The sequence below is a fragment of the Burkholderia sp. Ac-20353 genome, from assembly GCF_017104785.1.
In the GTDB taxonomy this organism is placed as follows: Bacteria; Pseudomonadota; Gammaproteobacteria; order Burkholderiales; family Burkholderiaceae; genus Burkholderia.
The window spans coordinates 1-18,075 of sequence record NZ_JAAGPL010000175.1; the positions used below are offsets into that span (position 1 = coordinate 1).

20 protein-coding genes and 1 pseudogene are annotated in these 18,075 nt (G+C 65.6%); 18 read left to right on the forward strand and 3 right to left on the reverse strand.

The genetic code is table 11. The features are described 5' to 3' along the window. Positions 1 to 214: 214 nt before the first annotated feature. From G3N94_RS31945 to G3N94_RS31975, 7 genes are all read left to right on the forward strand, one after another. Complete coding sequence (locus tag G3N94_RS31945; protein ID WP_205797425.1) at positions 215 to 739, forward strand: DUF2244 domain-containing protein; 525 nt, start codon at positions 215 to 217, stop codon at positions 737 to 739. A gap of 49 nt (positions 740 to 788) precedes the next feature. Beyond that, the gene (gene coxB, locus G3N94_RS31950) at positions 789 to 2,360 is read left to right on the forward strand and encodes a cytochrome c oxidase subunit II (RefSeq protein WP_205797427.1); all 1,572 of its coding nucleotides are present in this window, start codon (positions 789 to 791) and stop codon (positions 2,358 to 2,360) included. A 43-nt stretch (positions 2,361 to 2,403) separates the two neighbouring features. Next, positions 2,404 to 4,011: a cytochrome c oxidase subunit I gene (ctaD, locus tag G3N94_RS31955; RefSeq protein ID WP_205797429.1), complete on the forward strand. Its 1,608-nt coding sequence runs from the start codon at positions 2,404 to 2,406 to the stop codon at positions 4,009 to 4,011. Between the two features lie 75 nt (positions 4,012 to 4,086). Beyond that, positions 4,087 to 4,227: a cytochrome oxidase small assembly protein gene (locus tag G3N94_RS31960; protein ID WP_042586883.1), complete on the forward strand. Its 141-nt coding sequence runs from the start codon at positions 4,087 to 4,089 to the stop codon at positions 4,225 to 4,227. A 23-nt stretch (positions 4,228 to 4,250) separates the two neighbouring features. Continuing rightward, positions 4,251 to 4,853, forward strand: coding sequence for a cytochrome c oxidase assembly protein (locus G3N94_RS31965; protein WP_205797431.1), 603 nt, complete (start codon positions 4,251 to 4,253; stop codon positions 4,851 to 4,853). A 16-nt stretch (positions 4,854 to 4,869) separates the two neighbouring features. Next, on the forward strand, positions 4,870 to 5,070 hold the full coding sequence (locus G3N94_RS31970) for a DUF2970 domain-containing protein (RefSeq protein ID WP_205797433.1): 201 nt from the start codon (positions 4,870 to 4,872) through the stop codon (positions 5,068 to 5,070). A 146-nt stretch (positions 5,071 to 5,216) separates the two neighbouring features. Beyond that, positions 5,217 to 6,074, forward strand: coding sequence for a cytochrome c oxidase subunit 3 (locus tag G3N94_RS31975; protein WP_205797435.1), 858 nt, complete (start codon positions 5,217 to 5,219; stop codon positions 6,072 to 6,074). 189 nt (positions 6,075 to 6,263) lie between these two features. Here the strand turns inward: G3N94_RS31975 and G3N94_RS31980 are convergent, their stop codons facing one another. Then, a complete protein-coding gene (locus G3N94_RS31980) occupies positions 6,264 to 6,473 on the reverse strand; it encodes a twin transmembrane helix small protein (protein ID WP_205797437.1) in 210 nt (69 codons plus the stop codon). An 84-nt stretch (positions 6,474 to 6,557) separates the two neighbouring features. Between G3N94_RS31980 and G3N94_RS31985 the strand changes: the two genes are divergently transcribed. From G3N94_RS31985 to G3N94_RS32005, 5 genes are all read left to right on the forward strand, one after another. Further along, positions 6,558 to 7,268 (forward strand): SURF1 family protein, encoded by a 711-nt coding sequence (locus G3N94_RS31985; RefSeq protein WP_241022181.1) that lies wholly within the window; start codon positions 6,558 to 6,560, stop codon positions 7,266 to 7,268. Positions 7,269 to 7,331: 63 nt separating this feature from the next. Then, positions 7,332 to 7,976 (forward strand): cytochrome C oxidase subunit I, encoded by a 645-nt coding sequence (locus tag G3N94_RS31990; RefSeq protein WP_205797458.1) that lies wholly within the window; start codon positions 7,332 to 7,334, stop codon positions 7,974 to 7,976. 25 nt (positions 7,977 to 8,001) lie between these two features. Then, positions 8,002 to 9,114 (forward strand): COX15/CtaA family protein, encoded by a 1,113-nt coding sequence (locus G3N94_RS31995; RefSeq protein WP_205797441.1) that lies wholly within the window; start codon positions 8,002 to 8,004, stop codon positions 9,112 to 9,114. An 8-nt stretch (positions 9,115 to 9,122) separates the two neighbouring features. Continuing rightward, positions 9,123 to 10,025 carry a heme o synthase gene (gene cyoE / locus G3N94_RS32000; RefSeq protein WP_205797443.1) on the forward strand — a complete coding sequence of 301 codons (903 nt, stop codon included), beginning with the start codon at positions 9,123 to 9,125 and terminating at the stop codon, positions 10,023 to 10,025. Positions 10,026 to 10,043: 18 nt separating this feature from the next. Then, positions 10,044 to 10,661, forward strand: coding sequence for an SCO family protein (locus G3N94_RS32005; protein WP_205797445.1), 618 nt, complete (start codon positions 10,044 to 10,046; stop codon positions 10,659 to 10,661). A 27-nt stretch (positions 10,662 to 10,688) separates the two neighbouring features. Here G3N94_RS32005 and G3N94_RS32010 read toward each other — a convergent pair whose 3' ends face one another. Beyond that, on the reverse strand, positions 10,689 to 10,979 hold the full coding sequence (locus G3N94_RS32010; RefSeq protein WP_205797447.1) for a YciI family protein: 291 nt from the start codon (positions 10,977 to 10,979) through the stop codon (positions 10,689 to 10,691). Between the two features lie 276 nt (positions 10,980 to 11,255). Between G3N94_RS32010 and G3N94_RS32015 the strand changes: the two genes are divergently transcribed. From G3N94_RS32015 to G3N94_RS32030, 4 genes are all read left to right on the forward strand, one after another. Then, complete coding sequence (locus G3N94_RS32015; protein ID WP_205797449.1) at positions 11,256 to 12,071, forward strand: MetQ/NlpA family ABC transporter substrate-binding protein; 816 nt, start codon at positions 11,256 to 11,258, stop codon at positions 12,069 to 12,071. A gap of 294 nt (positions 12,072 to 12,365) precedes the next feature. Continuing rightward, the gene (locus tag G3N94_RS32020; protein WP_205797451.1) at positions 12,366 to 13,331 is read left to right on the forward strand and encodes an ABC transporter substrate-binding protein; all 966 of its coding nucleotides are present in this window, start codon (positions 12,366 to 12,368) and stop codon (positions 13,329 to 13,331) included. A 141-nt stretch (positions 13,332 to 13,472) separates the two neighbouring features. Further along, positions 13,473 to 14,369: an ABC transporter permease gene (locus tag G3N94_RS32025; protein WP_205797453.1), complete on the forward strand. Its 897-nt coding sequence runs from the start codon at positions 13,473 to 13,475 to the stop codon at positions 14,367 to 14,369. A gap of 1 nt (position 14,370) precedes the next feature. Next, positions 14,371 to 15,165: an ABC transporter ATP-binding protein gene (locus tag G3N94_RS32030; RefSeq protein WP_205797455.1), complete on the forward strand. Its 795-nt coding sequence runs from the start codon at positions 14,371 to 14,373 to the stop codon at positions 15,163 to 15,165. A 199-nt stretch (positions 15,166 to 15,364) separates the two neighbouring features. Here the strand turns inward: G3N94_RS32030 and G3N94_RS32035 are convergent, their stop codons facing one another. Next, on the reverse strand, positions 15,365 to 16,282 hold the full coding sequence (locus tag G3N94_RS32035; protein WP_205797456.1) for a LysR family transcriptional regulator: 918 nt from the start codon (positions 16,280 to 16,282) through the stop codon (positions 15,365 to 15,367). 137 nt (positions 16,283 to 16,419) lie between these two features. Here G3N94_RS32035 and G3N94_RS32040 point away from each other — a divergent pair, with 137 nt between their 5' ends. Together G3N94_RS32040 and G3N94_RS32045 are read left to right on the forward strand one after the other, a co-directional pair. Beyond that, positions 16,420 to 17,643: an FAD-dependent monooxygenase gene (locus tag G3N94_RS32040; protein WP_205797457.1), complete on the forward strand. Its 1,224-nt coding sequence runs from the start codon at positions 16,420 to 16,422 to the stop codon at positions 17,641 to 17,643. A gap of 276 nt (positions 17,644 to 17,919) precedes the next feature. After that, positions 17,920 to 18,075, forward strand: a pseudogene (locus G3N94_RS32045) (recombinase RecA); the annotation flags it as partial.

Sequence of the window (18,075 nt, forward strand, 5' to 3'; positions counted from 1 at the left end):
TCGCCCGAAGAATCGGTAAAGCGGTAAAGAGGGGTTTTGTTATGTCTGAAATTAGCGATGCAAAGCGGGGTCAAAATAACCGCTGAAACGGCCGGAAAGCTTGTCGTGCTTGGCTTGGCGGGCGATAGGCGCTTGCTTGTGGATGCCATTGAACCCGCCTATAATGCGTCAGCTTGTCGCCCCGGGGTCCCCGCAATACGGGGTGGCGAGTCCGATGCAGGCATGCATCGCATGCCATTCGCGTGAGGCGGCGATGGAGGCAGCGAGGGTTTCGACGGAGGCAGCGGACGTTGAACCGGTCCTCGAGGACTGGCTCATGAAGCGCAACTGTTCGGTGTCGCCGCGCCAGTTCGTGCTGTTTTACGCGTCGCTCGCGAGCGTATCGCTTGCGATCGCGGCATTACTGATGTGGCGGGGGGCATGGCTCGTCATGCCTTTCACCGGAATCGAGCTGCTGGTGGTGGGTGTCGCGTTTGCGATCCACGCGCGCCATGCAGTCGACTACGAACGCATCAGGCTGTTTCCGCACCGGCTCGTGATCGAGCGGATGGATGCGGAACGGCTCACGCAGATCGAATTCAACCCGCGCTGGGTGCGGGTCGAGCCGGGCGCGACGCCACGCGATCCGATTCGGCTGGTGTCGCGCGGGCAGACCGTCGTGATTGGGCAGCATCTCGCGCAGTACCGGCGCGCGCAGTTCGCCGACGAGTTGCGCATGTCGCTCCGGCGCTGTGGATGACCGGGGCGGCGGGTGCGACGCAGGTGGCTTGCGACGGGGGAGGGTTTGAATGGAAATTTTGGGTAAGGAAGCTATGAAAACAATCAAGCGAGCCCTCACGGGCGTGCTGGCATGCGGCGGACTGCTCTTTGCCGGCGCGGCTCTGGCGGTCGGTGACAGCCCGGGCGGCCCCCGCGTCAACGAGATCAATTTTCAGCCGCCTGTCACGAAGATCGCCGAGGAGCTCTACGATCTCCACACGATGATGCTGATCCTGTGTACGGTGATCTTCGTCGGCGTGTTCGGCGTGATGTTCTATTCGATCTTCGCGCACCGCAAATCCAAAGGCTACAAGGCCGCCAATTTCCATGAAAGCACGACCGTCGAAATCATCTGGACGATCGTGCCGTTCGTCATCGTCGTACTGATGGCGTTGCCGGCGACGAAGGCCGTCGTCGCGATGAAGGACACGACGAATGCCGATCTCACGGTCAAGGTCACCGGCTACCAGTGGAAGTGGGGCTACGACTACGTGAAGGGGCCGGGCGAAGGCATCAGCTTCCTGTCGACGCTGTCGACCCCGCGTGACGAAGTGATGGGCAAGCAGGCGATCACCGACACCTATCTGCAGGAAGTCGACAACCCGCTCGTCGTGCCGGTCAACAAGAAGATCCGCATCATCACGACCGCGAACGACGTCGTCCACTCGTGGTACGTGCCCGCGTTCGGCGTGAAGCAGGATGCGATCCCCGGCTTCGTGCGCGACACGTGGTTCAAGGCCGAGAAGGTCGGCACGTTCCGCGGTTTCTGTACCGAGCTGTGCGGCAAGGAGCACGCGTACATGCCGGTCGTCGTCGAGGTGCTGTCGGATGACGACTACGCGAAGTGGGTCACCGCGCAGAAGGCCAAGATGGCCGGCGCCGCAGTCGATCCGAACAAGGTTTACACGATGGCCGAACTGATGGCGCACGGCGAGGACGTCTACAAGGCGAACTGCGCAGCCTGCCACCAGGTGAACGGCAAGGGCCTCGGCGCGTTCCCGGCGATGGACGGCAGCCCGATCGCGAACGGCCCGATCTCGGCGCACGTCGAGCGCGTGCTGAAGGGCAAGGGCGCGATGCCGTCGTGGGCGTCGCTGTCGGACCTCGACATTGCCGCGGTCGTCACCTACGAGCGCAACTCGTGGGGCAACCACAAGAACGACGTGCTGCAACCGAAGCAGGTGGCGGACGCGCGTAACGGCAAGCTGCCGGAAGATGCCGCAGGCGCAGCGCCGGCGGAAGCGGCTTCGGCCCCGCAGGCAGCCTCGGGCGCAGCCGCGCCGGCGGCCGCGCTGTCGACGATCTATTTCGAAACGGGCAAGAGCACGCTGCCGGCCGACGCACAGTCGGCGATCGCGGCGGCGGCCGACTATGCGAAGGCGCATCCGGACGCGAAGCTCGCGCTGTCGGGCTTCACCGACAAGACGGGCTCGGCCGACGCGAACGCCGAACTCGCCAAGCACCGCGCGCAAGCCGTGCGCGACGCACTGAAGGCGGCAGGCGTGGCGGAAGACCACATCATTATGAAGAAGCCGGAAACGATCACGGGCGGGGCAGACGCTAAGGAAGCCCGGCGTGTCGAGATCGGCCCGGCGGCCTGACGTGTCGCTGTGTTTGTCGACGTATTCGCATTAGGAGAATCTCATGTCTAGCATCGGGCACGACGTAGCCGCGGGCCACGCGCACGACGACCACGCGCACGAAACACCGCATGGCTGGCGGCGCTGGCTGTACGCCACCAACCACAAGGACATCGGTACGCTGTACCTGCTGTTCTCGTTCATCATGTTCCTGTCGGGCGGCGTGATGGCGCTCGCCATCCGTGCCGAGCTGTTCTCGCCCGGCCTGCAGATCATGCGTCCGGAGTTCTTCAACGAACTCACGACGATGCACGGCCTGATCATGGTGTTCGGCGCGATCATGCCGGCATTCGTCGGCTTCGCGAACTGGATGATTCCGCTGCAGATCGGCGCGTCCGACATGGCGTTCGCGCGGATGAACAACTTCAGCTTCTGGCTGCTGCCGGTCGCAGCCGTGCTGCTGGTCGGCTCGTTCTTCGCGCCGGGCGGCGCGACGGCTGCCGGCTGGACGCTGTATGCGCCGCTGTCGACGCAGATGGGCCCGGGCATGGACTTCGCGATCTTCGCGGTGCACATCATGGGCGCGTCGTCGATCATGGGCGGCATCAACATCGTCGTGACGATCCTGAACATGCGCGCACCGGGCATGACGCTGATGAAGATGCCGATGTTCGCGTGGACGTGGCTGATCACCGCGTACCTGCTGATCGCCGTGATGCCGGTTCTGGCAGGCGCGATCACGATGGTGCTGTTCGATCGCCACTTCGGCACGTCGTTCTTCAACGCGGCAGGCGGCGGCGACCCGGTGATGTACCAGCACATCTTCTGGTTCTTCGGCCACCCCGAGGTGTACATCATGATTCTGCCGGCGTTCGGGATCGTGTCGCAGGTGATCCCGGCGTTCGCGCGCAAGACGCTGTTCGGCTATAGCTCGATGGTGTACGCGACCGCATCGATCGCGATCCTGTCGTTCATGGTCTGGGCGCACCACATGTTCGCAACGGGCATGCCGGTCACGGGCCAGCTGTTCTTCATGTACGCGACGATGCTGATCGCGGTGCCGACGGGCGTGAAGGTGTTCAACTGGCTCGCGACGATGTGGCGCGGCTCGATGACCTTCGAAACCCCGATGCTGTTCGCGATCGGCTTCCTGTTCGTGTTCACGTTCGGCGGCCTGACGGGCCTGATGCTGGCGATGGCGCCGCTCGACATCCAGTACCACGGCACTTACTTCGTGGTGGCGCACTTCCACTATGTGCTGGTGGCCGGGTCACTGTTCGCGCTGTTCGCGGGCTGGTACTACTGGTCACCGAAGTGGACGGGCTGGATGTACAACGAGACGCGCGGCAAGATCCACTTCTGGGCGTCGATGATCTTCTTCAACCTGACGTTCTTCCCGATGCACTTCGTCGGTCTCGCGGGCATGCCGCGCCGCTATGCGGACTACCCGGCGCAGTTCACGGACTTCAACCAGGTCGCGACGATCGGCGCGTTCGGTTTCGGTCTCGCGCAGGTGTACTTCCTGTTCGCGGTCGTGCTGCCGGCGTACCGTGGCGGCGGCGAGCTGGAGAAGGCCGCCGACAAGCCGTGGGATGGCGCGATCGGTCTCGAGTGGACGGTGCCGAGCCCGGCTCCGTTCCACACGTTCGAGCAACCGCCGCACGTCGAGTAATACGTTTCGAAGAATGTTCCGTCTACGCTTGCCGCTGCAGGCAGGCGTGGCGGAACGTTCCACAGCAGGTTTCAGATGAACCGGAATCCACAACAAAGACGTACGCCCGAGCAGATCCGCGCGGGCAACAAGCGGCTCGGCCTGATTCTGCTTGCGATCGCCGCCGTTTTTTTTGTGGGTGTCGTGATCAAGCAGTGGTGGCTGTCCACTCACTGACGCAGTAGCGAGGACGTTGTCGTATGTCGAAGCCGGAAGCGGAGAACGTGGATCGCGCGTTCAACCGGTCGATGCTGAAGAAGCTCTTTGTCGTCGCGGGACTGATGTTCGGCTTCGGCTTCGCGCTCGTGCCGATGTATCGGGCGATCTGCCAGATCACCGGCATCAACAACCTCGTGCAGCGCGACGTCAGCGAGCGCGACGCGAAGAACACGCAGGTCGACACGAGCCGCACGGTGTCGGTCGAGTTCGATGCGAACGCGCGCGGCCCGCTGGGTTTCAAGCCGGAACACAACAGCCTCGACGTGCATCCGGGCGAGCTGACGACGATCGTGTACGACGTGACGAACGGCCAGGGCCGTCCGGTCGTCGCGCAGGCGATCCCGAGCTACGCGCCGAAGCAGGCGACGGAATTTTTCAAGAAGATCGAGTGTTTTTGCTTCACGCAGCAGACGCTGGCCGCGCACGAGTCGCGCAAGATGCCGGTGGTGTTCGTGATCGATCCGAAGCTGCCGAAGGACGTGAAGACGATCACGCTGTCGTACACGTTCTTCGAGCTGAATACGCCGGCACAGGCGGCAGCCGGCGCGGCGACGCAGCCAGGCACGACGAAGCCGGGTGCATGACGATGGAGGCAGGGCGATGACGGAGGGCAAGCGGGGCGGAACGTTCGGCCAGGCGGTCAAGGCGGTGTTGTGGTCGTTCTTCGGCGTGCGCAAGCGGCGCGACCTGGAGGCGGACGCGACGCAGCTGAATCCGCTGCACGTGCTGATCGTTGCGCTGATCGCGGCCGGTGTGTTCATCGGCGTGCTGATCCTGATCGTGCGCGCGGTCGTGGGCTGAGGCCTGAGGCCCGCGGCAACGCAAGAATGCAACGCGGAACGCCCCGGGCGTTCCACGAAGGAAAGAGCGGTAGCCGTCGCGCCGCGCCAGAAATAAAGCCGGAGCGGTTTCCGGTACACAAATTGGACTGAAGTGGAGAATCAAGCATGAGCGGTCAAAACCAGACCCCGTACTATTTCGTGCCGCATCCGTCGCAGCATCCGATCAGCGCGGCCTGCGGCCTGCTGGTCATGCTCGGATCGTTCGCACTGTGGCTCAACGGTCACGACTGGGCGCCGTACACGGCGCTGCTCGGCCTGCTGTGGCTCCTCTTCACGCTGTACCACTGGTTCGGCGACTCGATCGCCGAATCGGAAGGCGGGATGTACGGCAAGAACGTCGACCGGTCGTACCGCTGGAGCATGAGCTGGTTCATCTTCTCCGAAGTGATGTTCTTCGGCGCGTTCTTCGGTGCGCTGTTCTATGCGCGTGAAATCGCGCTGCACCAGCTCGGCAGTCTCGATTACAAGCTGATCTGGCCGGACTTCTCCGCCGTGTGGCCGAACGAAGGCCCGGCTGCGCTCGCTGGCCACTTCAAGACGATGGGCCCGTGGCCGATCCCGACGCTGAACACCGCGCTGCTGCTGTCGTCGGGCGCGACGCTGACGATCTCGCACCACGCGCTGCGCGACGATCACCGCCGCAAGGCGATCGCGTGGCTCGCCGCGACGCTCGTGCTCGGCATCTGCTTCCTGTTCACGCAGGGCTTCGAATACTTCCACGCGTACAACGAACTGAACCTGACGCTCGGCTCGGGCATCTACGGCTCGACGTTCTTCCTGCTGACGGGCTTCCACGGTTTCCACGTGTTCCTCGGCGGCACGATGCTCGCTGTGGTGCTGGTGCGGATGATCCGTGGCCACTTCAAGCCGGAACATCACTTCGCATTCGAAGGCGCCGCGTGGTACTGGCACTTCGTCGACGTCGTCTGGCTCGGCCTGTACGTCGTCGTCTACTGGCTGTAAATGCAACACGGCCCGCGCAGCGATGCGCGGGCCGTTTGGTTTTGTGGGAGCCGGACGGCGTGAACGAATCGTCCGGCAGCCGGCATCATCCGGGCGCCGCCGCGACTCAGTCAGGCGGCGCTTTTGCTTGGTGGCGCCGCGATGCGGCGAAATGTCACAGTGGTTGCAGCGGCTGCGGCCGCGACGGCATCAGCGGCCGATCGGCAGGCCGGTCGAATGGATCCAGCCCATCCAGTTCGCGAACAGGATGAACAGGAACAGCGAGATCGACAGCCCGACGCGGGTGGCGAGCGACCAGGCCATGTGTTTCGTATGGCCGCGGTCGTGCATCATGAAATAGAGCGCCGAGCCCAGGCTGGCAATGATGAGGACGAAGGCGATGGGAACGAGGATGTGCATGCAGCGAACCGGACGACGGCAATTCGAAAGGAAGAGGATAATTATCGCACCTCGCATCCGCGAACACGCTTGGGCGGCGGCCCGATGAAGATCCGCCTGCTGCCTGCGCTGCTGATCCTCGCGGTCGTCGCGGTCACGATCCGTCTCGGTTTCTGGCAGCGCGACCGTGCGCATCAGAAGGAAGCGCTGCAGGAGAACATCGTGCGCTTCGAGCATGCGGTGCCCGTCGAGGTCGGCGCGCAGCCGATCCCGCTCGCGTCGATCGAGTTCCATCGCGTGCGTGCGGCGGGGCGCTTCGTGCCCGAGCAAGCGGTGTTTCTCGACAATCGGCCGTATAACGACCAGCCGGGTTTTTACGTCGTGATGCCGTTTAAACTCACGGGCGGCGGCTATGTGCTCGTGAATCGCGGCTGGCTGCCGCGCAACATCGCCGATCGCACGGCGATCGAGCCGTTCGCGACGCCGGCGGGCGACATCGAGATCGTCGGGATTGCACGCGCCGATGCGTCTCGCGCGTTCGAGCTCGGCGAAGGCGGTTCGGCGGCGCACCAGAAGATTCGCCAGAACCTCGACGTCGCCGCGTATGCGAAGGAAACCGGCCTGCCGCTGCAGCCGTTCGTGATCCAGCAGACGAGCGACGACGGCGACAAGCTGGTGCGCGACTGGCCGGCGCCCGCGACCGGCGTCGAGCGCAATTACGGTTACATGTTTCAGTGGTGGGGCATGGCGGCGGCCGCGCTCGGTTTCGGCTTGTACGCGGCGCGGCGCGCGGCGAAGAAGTCGTCCGACGCATGAGCGGCGCGATGTCCGTACGCGGTGGCGACGCCGCGGGTTCGTTTCGAGAGGTCTGATTTGTCCATCCAATCTTCCCGTCAGGGCCCGGGCGCCACGCCCGCTACGTCCGCCAAGCCCGTTTCCCCGGCCGCCAGAAAGCGCGGCCGCTGGATGCTCGTGCTGCTCGGGCTCGTCTGCGCGGCGCCGATGCTCGCGTCGTACTTCACCTATTACGTGATCAAGCCGAAGGGCGGCTCGACGAACTACGGCACGCTGATCGACCCGCAGCGCCCGATTCCGGCGGATCTGCAGGTCACCGACGAAACCGGCAAGACGATGCCGCTGTCGTCGCTGCGCGGCGTGTGGCTGTTCGTGATGACCGATCGCAGCGCGTGCGACGATGTGTGCGCGCAGAAGCTCTATTTCATGCGTCAGGTGCGCGTCACGCAGGCCGGCGAACGGCACCGGATCACGATGGTGTGGCTGCGCAGCGATGCGGGCGCGATTCCGGCGAAGGTGGGCGACGCATATCCGGACACGGTGAAGCTGATCGCCGATCCGGCTGCGGTGGCTGCGTGGCTGCCGGCCGATGCCGGCACGCACGATACCGACCACATCTACATGGTCGACCCGAACGGCAACCTGATGATGCGCTTCCCGAAGAACCCGAACCCCAGCAAGATCAAGGCGGACGTCACGAAGCTGCTGAAGTGGTCGAGCATCGGCTGACGCGAGACCAAGAGGCAATAATCCGATGTCGTATCTACTGCAACTCGGCCTGATCGGCTCCTGTATCGCGCTGCTGCCGCTGTCGTACGTGTGGGTGAAGGCGGACGACAACAAGTTCCGCAAGCTGGTGTGGATCACCACGTTCCTGACCCTCGATCTCGTGATGTTCGGCGGCTTCACGCGGCTCACCGATTCGGGCCTCGGCTGCCCGGACTGGCCGGGCTGCTACGGCACGTCGTCGCCGTTCATCGCGCATGCGGCAATTACTGCCGCACACCAGGCGATGCCGAGCGGCCCCGTCAGCATGTCGAAGGCGTGGATCGAGATGATCCACCGCTATTTCGCGATGGCGATCGGCGTGCTGATCATCGCGCAGACGGCGATCGCCTGGACCGCGCGGCTGCGCCGCCGTCCGTTGCACGTATCGCCGTGGTGGCCGACGAGCCTGCTGATGCTGATCGTCGTGCAGGGCGCGTTCGGCGCGTGGACGGTGACGATGAAGCTGCAGCCGGTGATCGTCACGATCCACCTGCTGCTCGGGCTGACGCTGCTCGGCACGCTCGGCTGGCTGGCCGCGCGGCAGACGCCGCTGCCCACGCATGACCCGGAAGCCGGGCGCTATCGCGCGGCCGCGCTCGCGGCGCTCGTGCTGCTCGTCGCGCAGATCGCGCTCGGCGGCTGGGTGAGCACCAACTACGCGGTGCTCGCGTGCACCGATTTCCCGACCTGCAACGGCCAGTGGATTCCGCCGATGGATTTCCGGCACGGCTTCCACCTGTGGCGCGCGCTCGGCATGACGAGCGACGGTGACGCGATCACGCAGGACGCGCTGGTCGCGATCCACTGGACGCACCGCACGTTCGCGTTCGTCGTCGTCGCGTACCTCGTCGCGTTCGCGCTGAAGATGCGCCGCTTCGAATCGCTGCGGCGACCCGCGAACGGCGTGCTGCTGGTGGTCGTGCTGCAGTTCGTGACGGGCTTGACGAATATCGTATTGCAGTGGCCTTTGCCGGTCGCGGTGGCCCATAACGGCGGCGCCGCGATCCTGCTGCTGCTCGTCGTCATGTTAAACTTTCGCATCCTTTCAAGCCGCCCTGGCCGTGTCGCGCTGCCTGCGCGCGATGCCGCGCCGGCGTGACCGTTCCCATGCAAAGCACCCTTTCCCATTCGCCCGGTAGCCGGTTTTCCCAGTACATGGCGCTGACGAAGCCGCGGGTCACGCAGCTTGCAGTGTTCTGCGCGGTGATCGGCATGTTCCTCGCGACGCCGGGCATGGTGCCGTGGCGGGTGCTGGTCGGCGGCACCGTCGGCATCTGGCTGCTGGCGGGCGCGGCGTTCGCGATCAACTGTCTCGTCGAGCAGAAGATCGACGCGATGATGCGCCGCACCGCATGGCGTCCGTCCGCGCGCGGCGAGATCACGACCGTGCAGATCCTGCTGTTCTCGGGCGTGCTCGGCAGCGTCGGCGCGTGGACGCTCTACACGTTCACAAACCCGCTGACGATGTGGCTGACGATCGCGACCTTCGTCGGCTACGCGGTGATCTACACGCTGCTGCTGAAGCCAATGACGCCGCAGAACATCGTGATCGGCGGTGCGTCCGGCGCGATGCCGCCGGCGCTCGGCTGGGCCGCGGTGACGGGCGCGGTGCCCGGCGATGCATGGATCCTCGTGCTGATCATCTTCGTATGGACGCCGCCGCATTTCTGGGTGCTCGCGCTGTACCGCCGCAAGGATTACGAGAACGCGGGGCTGCCGATGCTGCCTGTTACGCACGGCGAGAAATTCACGCGGCTGCACATCCTGCTGTATACGGTGATCCTGTTCGCGGTCACGATGATGCCGTTCATCTCGGGGATGAGCGGCGCCGTCTACCTGACGAGCGCCGTGCTGCTCGGCGCGGTGTTCCTCGCGTATGCGTGGAAGATCTACCGCGAATACTCCGACGACCTCGCCCGCAAGGCCTTCCGCTACTCGATCGTCTATCTGTCGCTGCTGTTCGCGGCGCTGCTCGTCGATCACTATGCACGCCCGCTGCTCGGCGTGTAACCGCACGGTTTGAACGCAATGCTCCATTCATGGTTCGGGCGCCGCGCGCGCCAAGGCTGGCTGCTCGCATGCGCGCTGGCGCTCGCGTCGCTGCTCGCGGCGTGTGACGACGCGCCGAAATTCCAGAATCTCGACATCACCGGCAACACGCAGTTCGGCAGCGACTTCGCGCTGCCCGACACGACCGGCAAGGTGCGCACGCTCGCGGACTTCAAGGGCAAGGCGGTCGTGATGTTCTTCGGCTACACGCATTGCCCGGACGTCTGCCCGACGACGATGGCCGAGCTGTCCGAGGCGCTCAAGCAGCTCGGGCCGGATGCCGCGAAGCGCGTGCAGGTGCTGTTCGTGACCATCGACCCGGAGCGCGACACGCCCGCGCTGCTCGGCCAGTATGTGCCGGCGTTCGATCCGTCGTTCATCGGCCTGCGCGCGGCGGACGACGCGCAGCTGAAGAAGGTCACGAAGGATTTCCGCGTCTATTACGCGAAAGTGCAGGGCAAGACGCCCGGCAGCTACACGATGGACCACACCGCCGCGAGCTATGTGTTCGATACGAACGGCAAGCTGCGCCTCTTCGTGCGCGACGGCCAGGGCCCCGGCCCGTGGGTGCATGACCTGAAACTGCTGCTCGGCTGAGCGACGCCGGCAGCCACACCGCGCGCGTTACGGCAGCGCGGGCAGGTTCAGGCCCGGCGCGGCGCGCGTCATCCGGAACTCGGTCACGCGGTAGGTCGCAAGGCCTTCCGTGACGAACGGGTCGGTCTGCAGGATCGCTTCCAGTTCGTCGCGGTCGATGCGGGCCGCGAGGATCACGCCGCCGTCACGCGGCACCTTCGGTCCCGTCGCGATGAAGATCCCCTTGTCGAGCAGCGGCTGCAGATACGCGCGATGGCGTTCGAGCGCGTCGTCGATGCGCTCGAGCGACGTGGTGTAGTGAATGTCGATGACGTACATGACTGGCCTCGGTAAGTCGCCGGGGCGCGATGCGCCGGCAAGGCGATCTTGTAGCACAGCCTGCTTGCGCTGTCGCGCCGCCGCAGCGGATCGTGCACGGCACGGGGGCGCCGGAGCCGGTCGCGCGCCCGGCACCTGCGTGCTTCCCGCATACCCATATGAGCGGGATGTATTTCACATCCTGCCTATCCTGTGACACCATTTGCCCCTTTCCTGCGAGCCGGGACATACCCGTATCGCGCCCCTTTTTTCAGTTAGCAAGAAAGCGAGAAACAGATGAAGCGTCGCAGTCTCCTGAAGGTGTTTTCCGTGCTGGCAACCGGCGCTGCGCTGACGATGTCGGCGGGCGTGCACGCCGAGGACAAGGTGATCAAGGTCGGCACGGTGTCCGGCCCGGACGCGGAAGTCTGGCAGGTCGTGCAGAAGGTCGCGAAGGAGAAGGAAGGCCTGAACGTGAAGGTGATCGAGTTCAACGACTACGTGCAGCCGAACGCGGCGCTCGACGCGGGCGACCTCGACGCGAACAGCTTCCAGCACCAGCCCTACCTCGACAGCCAGGTAAAGCAGCGCGGCTACAAGCTCGTCAGCGCGGGCCTGACCTACATCTCGCCGATGGGCATCTACTCGAAGAAGATCAAGGCGCTGAAGGATCTGCAGCAAGGCGCGAAGCTCGCGGTGCCGAACGATCCGTCGAACGAGAACCGTGCGCTGCTGCTGCTGCAGACGCAAGGCCTGATCAAGCTGAAGGCCGGCGCCGGCACGGGCGGCAATAACGCAACCGTGCTCGACATCGCCGACAACCCGAAGAAGCTGAAGATCTCCGAGCTCGACGCCGCGCAACTGCCGCGCGTGCTGTCGGACGTCGATGCGGCCGTGGTCAACACGAACTACGCGATCGCCGCGAACCTGCAGCCGACCAAGGACGCGCTCGCGCTCGAGGCGCTGACGAGCCCGTACGCGAACCTGATCGCGGTGCGCGCGAAGGACAAGGATCAGCCCTGGGTGAAGAAGCTGGTCAAGGCGTACCAGTCGCCGGAAGTGAAGGAATTCATCAAGAAGCAGTTCAAGGGCGCGATGGTCGCGTCGTTCTGAACGCCGAACGCCGTGCACCGGCGGCTGGACCGCTGACACGCAAGGGCCTGCATCGCGCAGGCCCTTTTTCATTGGTGCGCGCGGCGGCCCGCGCGCGCCGTATATGCAGCAGGGGCGTGTAAGTCCGGAGTCAGGCGGTAGTCTGCGGAAATGGTATCCTCGTGCGGTTCGCCGCCGCGCACCGATCCGGTGTGACGTGACGGCCGGGCCGCCGCCGCGATGACGCGGGCTGCGCGACCGGGCCGATGTGCGAAGCCCATCATCCAGAACCGACAATACGGGGGAGACTCACCGATGAAGCAATTGAAGACATTCGCGATCCGTTCGATCACGGCCGGCGTTGCCGCGCTCGCGCTGGCCGGCGCCGCGCACGCGCAGACCGTCAAGGTGCTGTCGATCGTCGATCACCCGGCGCTCGACGCGATCCGCGACGGCGTGCGCGCCGAACTGAAGGCCGAAGGCTACGGCGACGACAAGCTCAAGTGGGAATACCAGAGCGCGCAGGGCAACACGGGCACGGCCGCGCAGATCGCGCGCAAGTTCATTGGCGACCAGCCCGACGTGATCGTCGCGATCGCGACGCCGGCCGCGCAGGCGGTCGTCGCGTCGACGAAGAGCGTGCCGGTCGTCTACTCGGGCGTGACCGACCCGGTCGCCGCGCAGCTCGTGAAGGGCTGGGGCCCGACGGGCACCAACGTGACGGGCGTGTCCGACAAGCTGCCGCTCGATCGCCAGGTCGCGCTGATCAAGCGCGTGGTGCCGAATGCGAAGACGGTCGGCATGGTCTACAACCCGGGCGAAGCGAATTCGGTCGTCGTCGTGAAGGAGCTCAAGGAGATCCTCGCGAAGCAGGGGATGACGCTCAAGGAAGCCGCCGCACCGCGCACCGTCGACATCGGCCCGGCCGCAAAGAGCCTGATCGGCAAGGTCGACGTGATCTACACGAACACCGACAACAACGTCGTGTCTGCGTACGAAGCGCTCGTGAAGGTCGCGAACGAAGCGAAGATCCCGCTCGTCGCGGGCGATACCGACAGCGTGAAGCGCGGCGGCATCGCGGCGCTCGGCATCAACTACGGCGACCTCGGCCGCCAGACCGGCAAGGTCGTCGCGCGCATCCTGAAGGGCGAGAAGCCGGGTGCGATCGCGTCGGAGACGAGCAGCAACCTCGAGCTGTTCGTGAACACGGGGGCGGCATCGAAGCAGGGCGTGACGCTGTCGCAGGATCTCGTCAAGGACGCGAAGACGGTCATCAAATAAGCCGCTGCCGGCTGAACGCCGGGCTCGAAGGCCCCGACCGGGCCTGAACGAAACCGCTGGACGGGCGGCCCTTACCGGGGCCGCCCGTTCGCTTCGCCCGGCCGCATCCGTCCGGCCGGGAAGCAACAGGATTTCCCCACCATGTCTCTGTTCTCTTTGCTGGGCGCACTGGAGATCGGCCTGATCTTCAGCCTCGTCGCGCTCGGGGTGCTGATCTCGTTCCGCATCCTCAATTTTCCCGACCTGACCGTCGACGGCAGCTTTCCGCTCGGCGGCGCGGTGGCCGCGACGCTGATCTCGGCCGGCTTCGACCCGTTCGCGGCGACCGGCTTCGCGATCGTCGCGGGCGCCGCGGCCGGCTTCGTCACCGGCTGGCTCAACGTGCGCCTGAAGATCATGGATCTGCTCGCCAGCATCCTGATGATGATCGCGCTCTATTCGGTGAACCTGCGGATCATGGGCCGGCCGAACGTGCCGCTGATCACCGAGCCGACGATCTTCACGATGCTGCAGCCGGCCTGGCTGCCCGACTACGTGCTGCGTCCGGCGCTGCTCGCGATCGTCGTCGTGGTCGCGAAGCTCGGCCTCGACTGGTTCTTCTCGTCGCAGCTCGGCCTCGCGATGCGCGCGACCGGCGCGAACCCGCGGATGGCGCGCGCGCAGGGCATCGCGACCGGCCGCGCGACGCTCGCCGGGATGGCGCTGTCGAACGCGCTCGTCGCGCTCGCAGGCGCCCTGTTCGCACAGACGCAGGGCGGCGCGGACATCTCGATGGGGATCGGCACGATCGTGATCGGGCTGGCCGCGGTGATCATCGGCGAGACGCTGCTGCCCGCGCGCCGGCTCGTGCTGACGACGCTCGCGGTCGTGCTCGGCGCGATCGTCTACCGCTTCTTCATCGCGCTCGCGCTGAACAGCGAATTCATCGGCCTGAAGGCGCAGGACCTGAACCTCGTGACGGCCGCGCTCGTCACGATCGCGCTGGTGTTGCCGGCGACGCGCAAGAAGCTGTTCGCGCGCAAGAACGGAGGGGCATGACATGCTGTCCGCACAAGACCTGAAACTCACGTTCAATCCCGGCACGCCGATCGAGACGCGTGCGCTGCGCGGGCTGTCGCTCGACATTCCGGACGGCCAGTTCGTCGCGGTGATCGGTTCGAACGGCGCGGGCAAGTCGACCTTCCTCAACGCGATCAGCGGCGACCAGGCGGTCGACTCGGGCCGCATCGCGATCGACGGCACGGACGTCACGCGCAAGGCTGCGTGGGACCGCGCGCATCTCGTCGCCCGGGTGTTCCAGGACCCGATGGCCGGCACCTGCGAGGCGCTGACGATCGAGGAGAACATGGCGCTCGCGATGGCGCGTGGCGGGCGGCGCGGCTTCAAGGCCGCGCTCGATCGGCCGTCGCGCGAGCTGTTCCGCGACAAGCTGCGGCTGCTCAATCTCGGCCTCGAAAACCGGCTGACCGACCGGATCGGGCTCTTGTCCGGCGGCCAGCGGCAGGCCGTGAGCCTGTTGATGGCGTCGCTGCGGCCGTCGCGGATCCTGCTGCTCGACGAGCATACGGCCGCGCTCGACCCGAAGACGGCCGCGTTCGTGCTCGAGCTGACCGCGCGGATCGTCGCCGAAAGCAAGCTGACGACGATGATGGTCACGCACAGCATGCGGCAGGCGCTCGACTACGGCGACCGCACGGTGATGCTGCACCAGGGGCAGGTCGTGCTCGACGTGTCGGGCAACGAACGCAAGGGGCTCGACGTGCCGGACCTGCTGCAGATGTTCGAGAAGGTGCGGCACGAGCAGCTCGACGACGACGCGCTGCTGCTGGGCTGACGCGTAGCCGCGGGCCGGCCGGTGCCGTCAGGCGTGGATGCGGGCCGGACGGATATCCGCGGGGTGTTCGGGTGGCGCGGCGGGCGATACGCTCGATACTGTCGCGTCGCATACTGACGAGTATCCCGGCTTTCCCGCGCCTTATTGCTGGCTTCGAAATGACCTCATCGGGACAGGGTAGCGGGACAGGGTTCGACTTTTATCTCGAACCGCTCCCCACGCCATCCAACCGCACCTGTATCAATTCCAGCAATGCCCGAACCCGCGCAGTCACCGAATGCCGGTGGCTGTACGCGCCCAGCAATTGCAGTGGTGCAGGGCACAGATCCAGCGGCACTTCCACCAACCGGCCCGCTGCAAGATCTTCCTGGATTGGATAGGCCGCCACGATCGCGAACCCGATGCCTTGCCGCGCGCCCGCCACTGCCAGTTCTCCGCTGTTGACGCGGTAGCGGCTGCGTACCGGCACCTTGATGATTTCGCCCGTGGCGTCCTGAAACTGCCAGGGCTGGCCTTTCAGCGCGCTCAGCGTGGTGATGCAGGGCAGGGACTTGAGTTCGCGCACTTGGCGCGGCATTCCAGTCCTGGCCAGCAGGGCGGGCGCTGCGACCACGACGCTGGGCAGCGTGGCGAGTTCACGGGTGATGAGGGTGCTGTCGTCCTGACGGCCACGATGGAAGACGATGGAGAGGTCCACGTCTTCCCGGAGCGCTTCCAGACCGGTCAGGCGCGTGTCGCATTCCAGTTCCACGCCGGGGTGGAGGCTACAGAATTCGGCCAGGATCGGGGCGAGCAGCCTTGGCGCTTCGCCGGGCATGCACATTTTCAGGGGGCCGCGCAGTTCGCGTTGCACCGCGCCGAGTTCTTCTTCGGTGGAGAGCAACGCGTCGAGCAGGGGTTTCGCGCGTTCGTAAAGCAGCCTGCCGGCTTCTGTCATGCGCAGGTGGCGGGTGCTGCGTTCCAGCAAGCGGACGCCCAGCCGGCGTTCCAGCGACGCGACGTGGCGGCTGACGTTGGATGACGGAAGGGCCAGCAGGCGCGCCGCGCCGGCAAAGCTCTGTTCGTCGACGACCGCCGCGTAGACGCGGACGGCATTCAAGTCGAGTGCGTCGCGCATGATTATCCCGTTTCAGGTATGAAACCAGCCCATTTTCACATGCTAGTTCTCTAAATTGGTGGAATCTAAGATGCCTTGTCGTCTGATGGGCCGCCGCCGGCGGTGCGTCAGCGCGGCGTGGACAGGAGAACTTCGGCGTGGAAATCGGAATACTTGGCGGCGGCATCGCGGGCCTGAGCGTGGCGCTTGCGTTGCGCAAGCAGGGGTACAGTCCCCGGGTATATGAGCGCCGGGCAGAGCCGGCGACCATGGGCGCTGGCGTGACGCTCTGGCCCAATGCCGGCTTTGTGCTGGAGGAACTCGGGCTGCTGCGAGACATCGCCGCAGTTGGCGGCCGGCCGGTGACCATGCGCCGTCAGGATGCTGCGGGCAATTCGTTGGGGGGCATCGATATCGCATTGCTGGACCAGATGATGGGATATCCGACCCATACGATACTGCGCCGGGATTTGCAGGCGGTGCTGCTGGACCATGTGATGCAGGCCGGGATCCAGGTGGAATTCGGGCATCGGGCGGTGGCGATCGACCTGGAGGCTGGCGGCAAGGCCGTGGCGCAGTTCGAGAACGGGGTGAGCATCCGTCCGGACCTGCTTATCGGCGCCGACGGCCGCATGAATTCGGTGGCACGCGGGTTTGTCGCGGGGGACAACACGCCGATTTATCAGGGCTTCGTGAACTGGATCGGCGTGGCGCAGGGGCGGAGCGCGCTGGTAGACGATATCGCGATTCAGGATTATTGGGGTTCGGGCGAGCGCTTCGGTTGCGTGGCGGTTCGGAATGAGCTGGTCTATTGGGCAGCGGCGCAGGCGCGGCCATTGCTTGGGGCAGAGCCCGCAGCGGATAGGCGCAAGGAGGTTGAGGATCTGTTCGCGGGATGGCCGGAGCCTGTCGCCCGCCTCATCCGGGCGACGCCAGCGCACGCGATCCGACTGATTGCCGTGCATGACCTGGAGCCGTTGCACACATGGAGCCGGGCGAATGTGCTGCTGGTGGGGGATGCGGCGCACGCGCCGTTGCCGACGTCGGGGCAGGGCGCTTGCCAGGCGCTGGAAGACGCGTGGCATTTGGCCCGGTGTCTGGGCGGGGCAGACGGTGGTCTGGACGAGGTCTTCCTGCGCTTCGCGAAGATCCGCGGCCCGAAGACCGCGAAGCTGGCCGAGCAGGGCCGGGTCTTCGCGCGCGGGCTGTTCGCCACGGATCCTGAAACCTGCCGCATCCGCAACGAGCGCGCCAAGGCGGCCGATCCGTTGCGTGACGTGCAGGCCTTGGCGGCAGGATGGGCGCAGGGCTTGCCAATGCCCGGCTGCGCGGACGGCACGCCAGTGGACGGCGCCGGCTTCGGCAGCCTGTACCGCATCTGAATCACCGTGCCGGACTAAACACAGGGGGGGTGTCTCCAGTCGCGAGACGCGTCACCGTGAACCTTGTCCCACGCCTGCTGCCCGCCGCGCCAAAACGCCGGGGCCAGCAGCAGGTTGAGCTTGCTTTGAGCAATCTCGGAATCATGCGCTAGAATGACTGTATATTTATACAGTATTCAGTGAGTGCTTCCCGTGACCTGCACCGTTGCCTACCCCCAGCCGATACGCCCCGCCAATGAACGTGCGCGTTCCATCGAGACGGTTCTCGACTCGACCATGCATCCCGGCTTGGGGGGAACAACGCTCTGGCGCGGCTCGCAGCTGGCGCGCGGCGGTCCGCGCACGATCGAGACCGGTTTTGCGGCGCTGTCGGCCGAGCTGCCGGGCGGCGGCTGGCCGGTCGGCGGCCTCGTCGAGCTGCTGGCCGCGCAG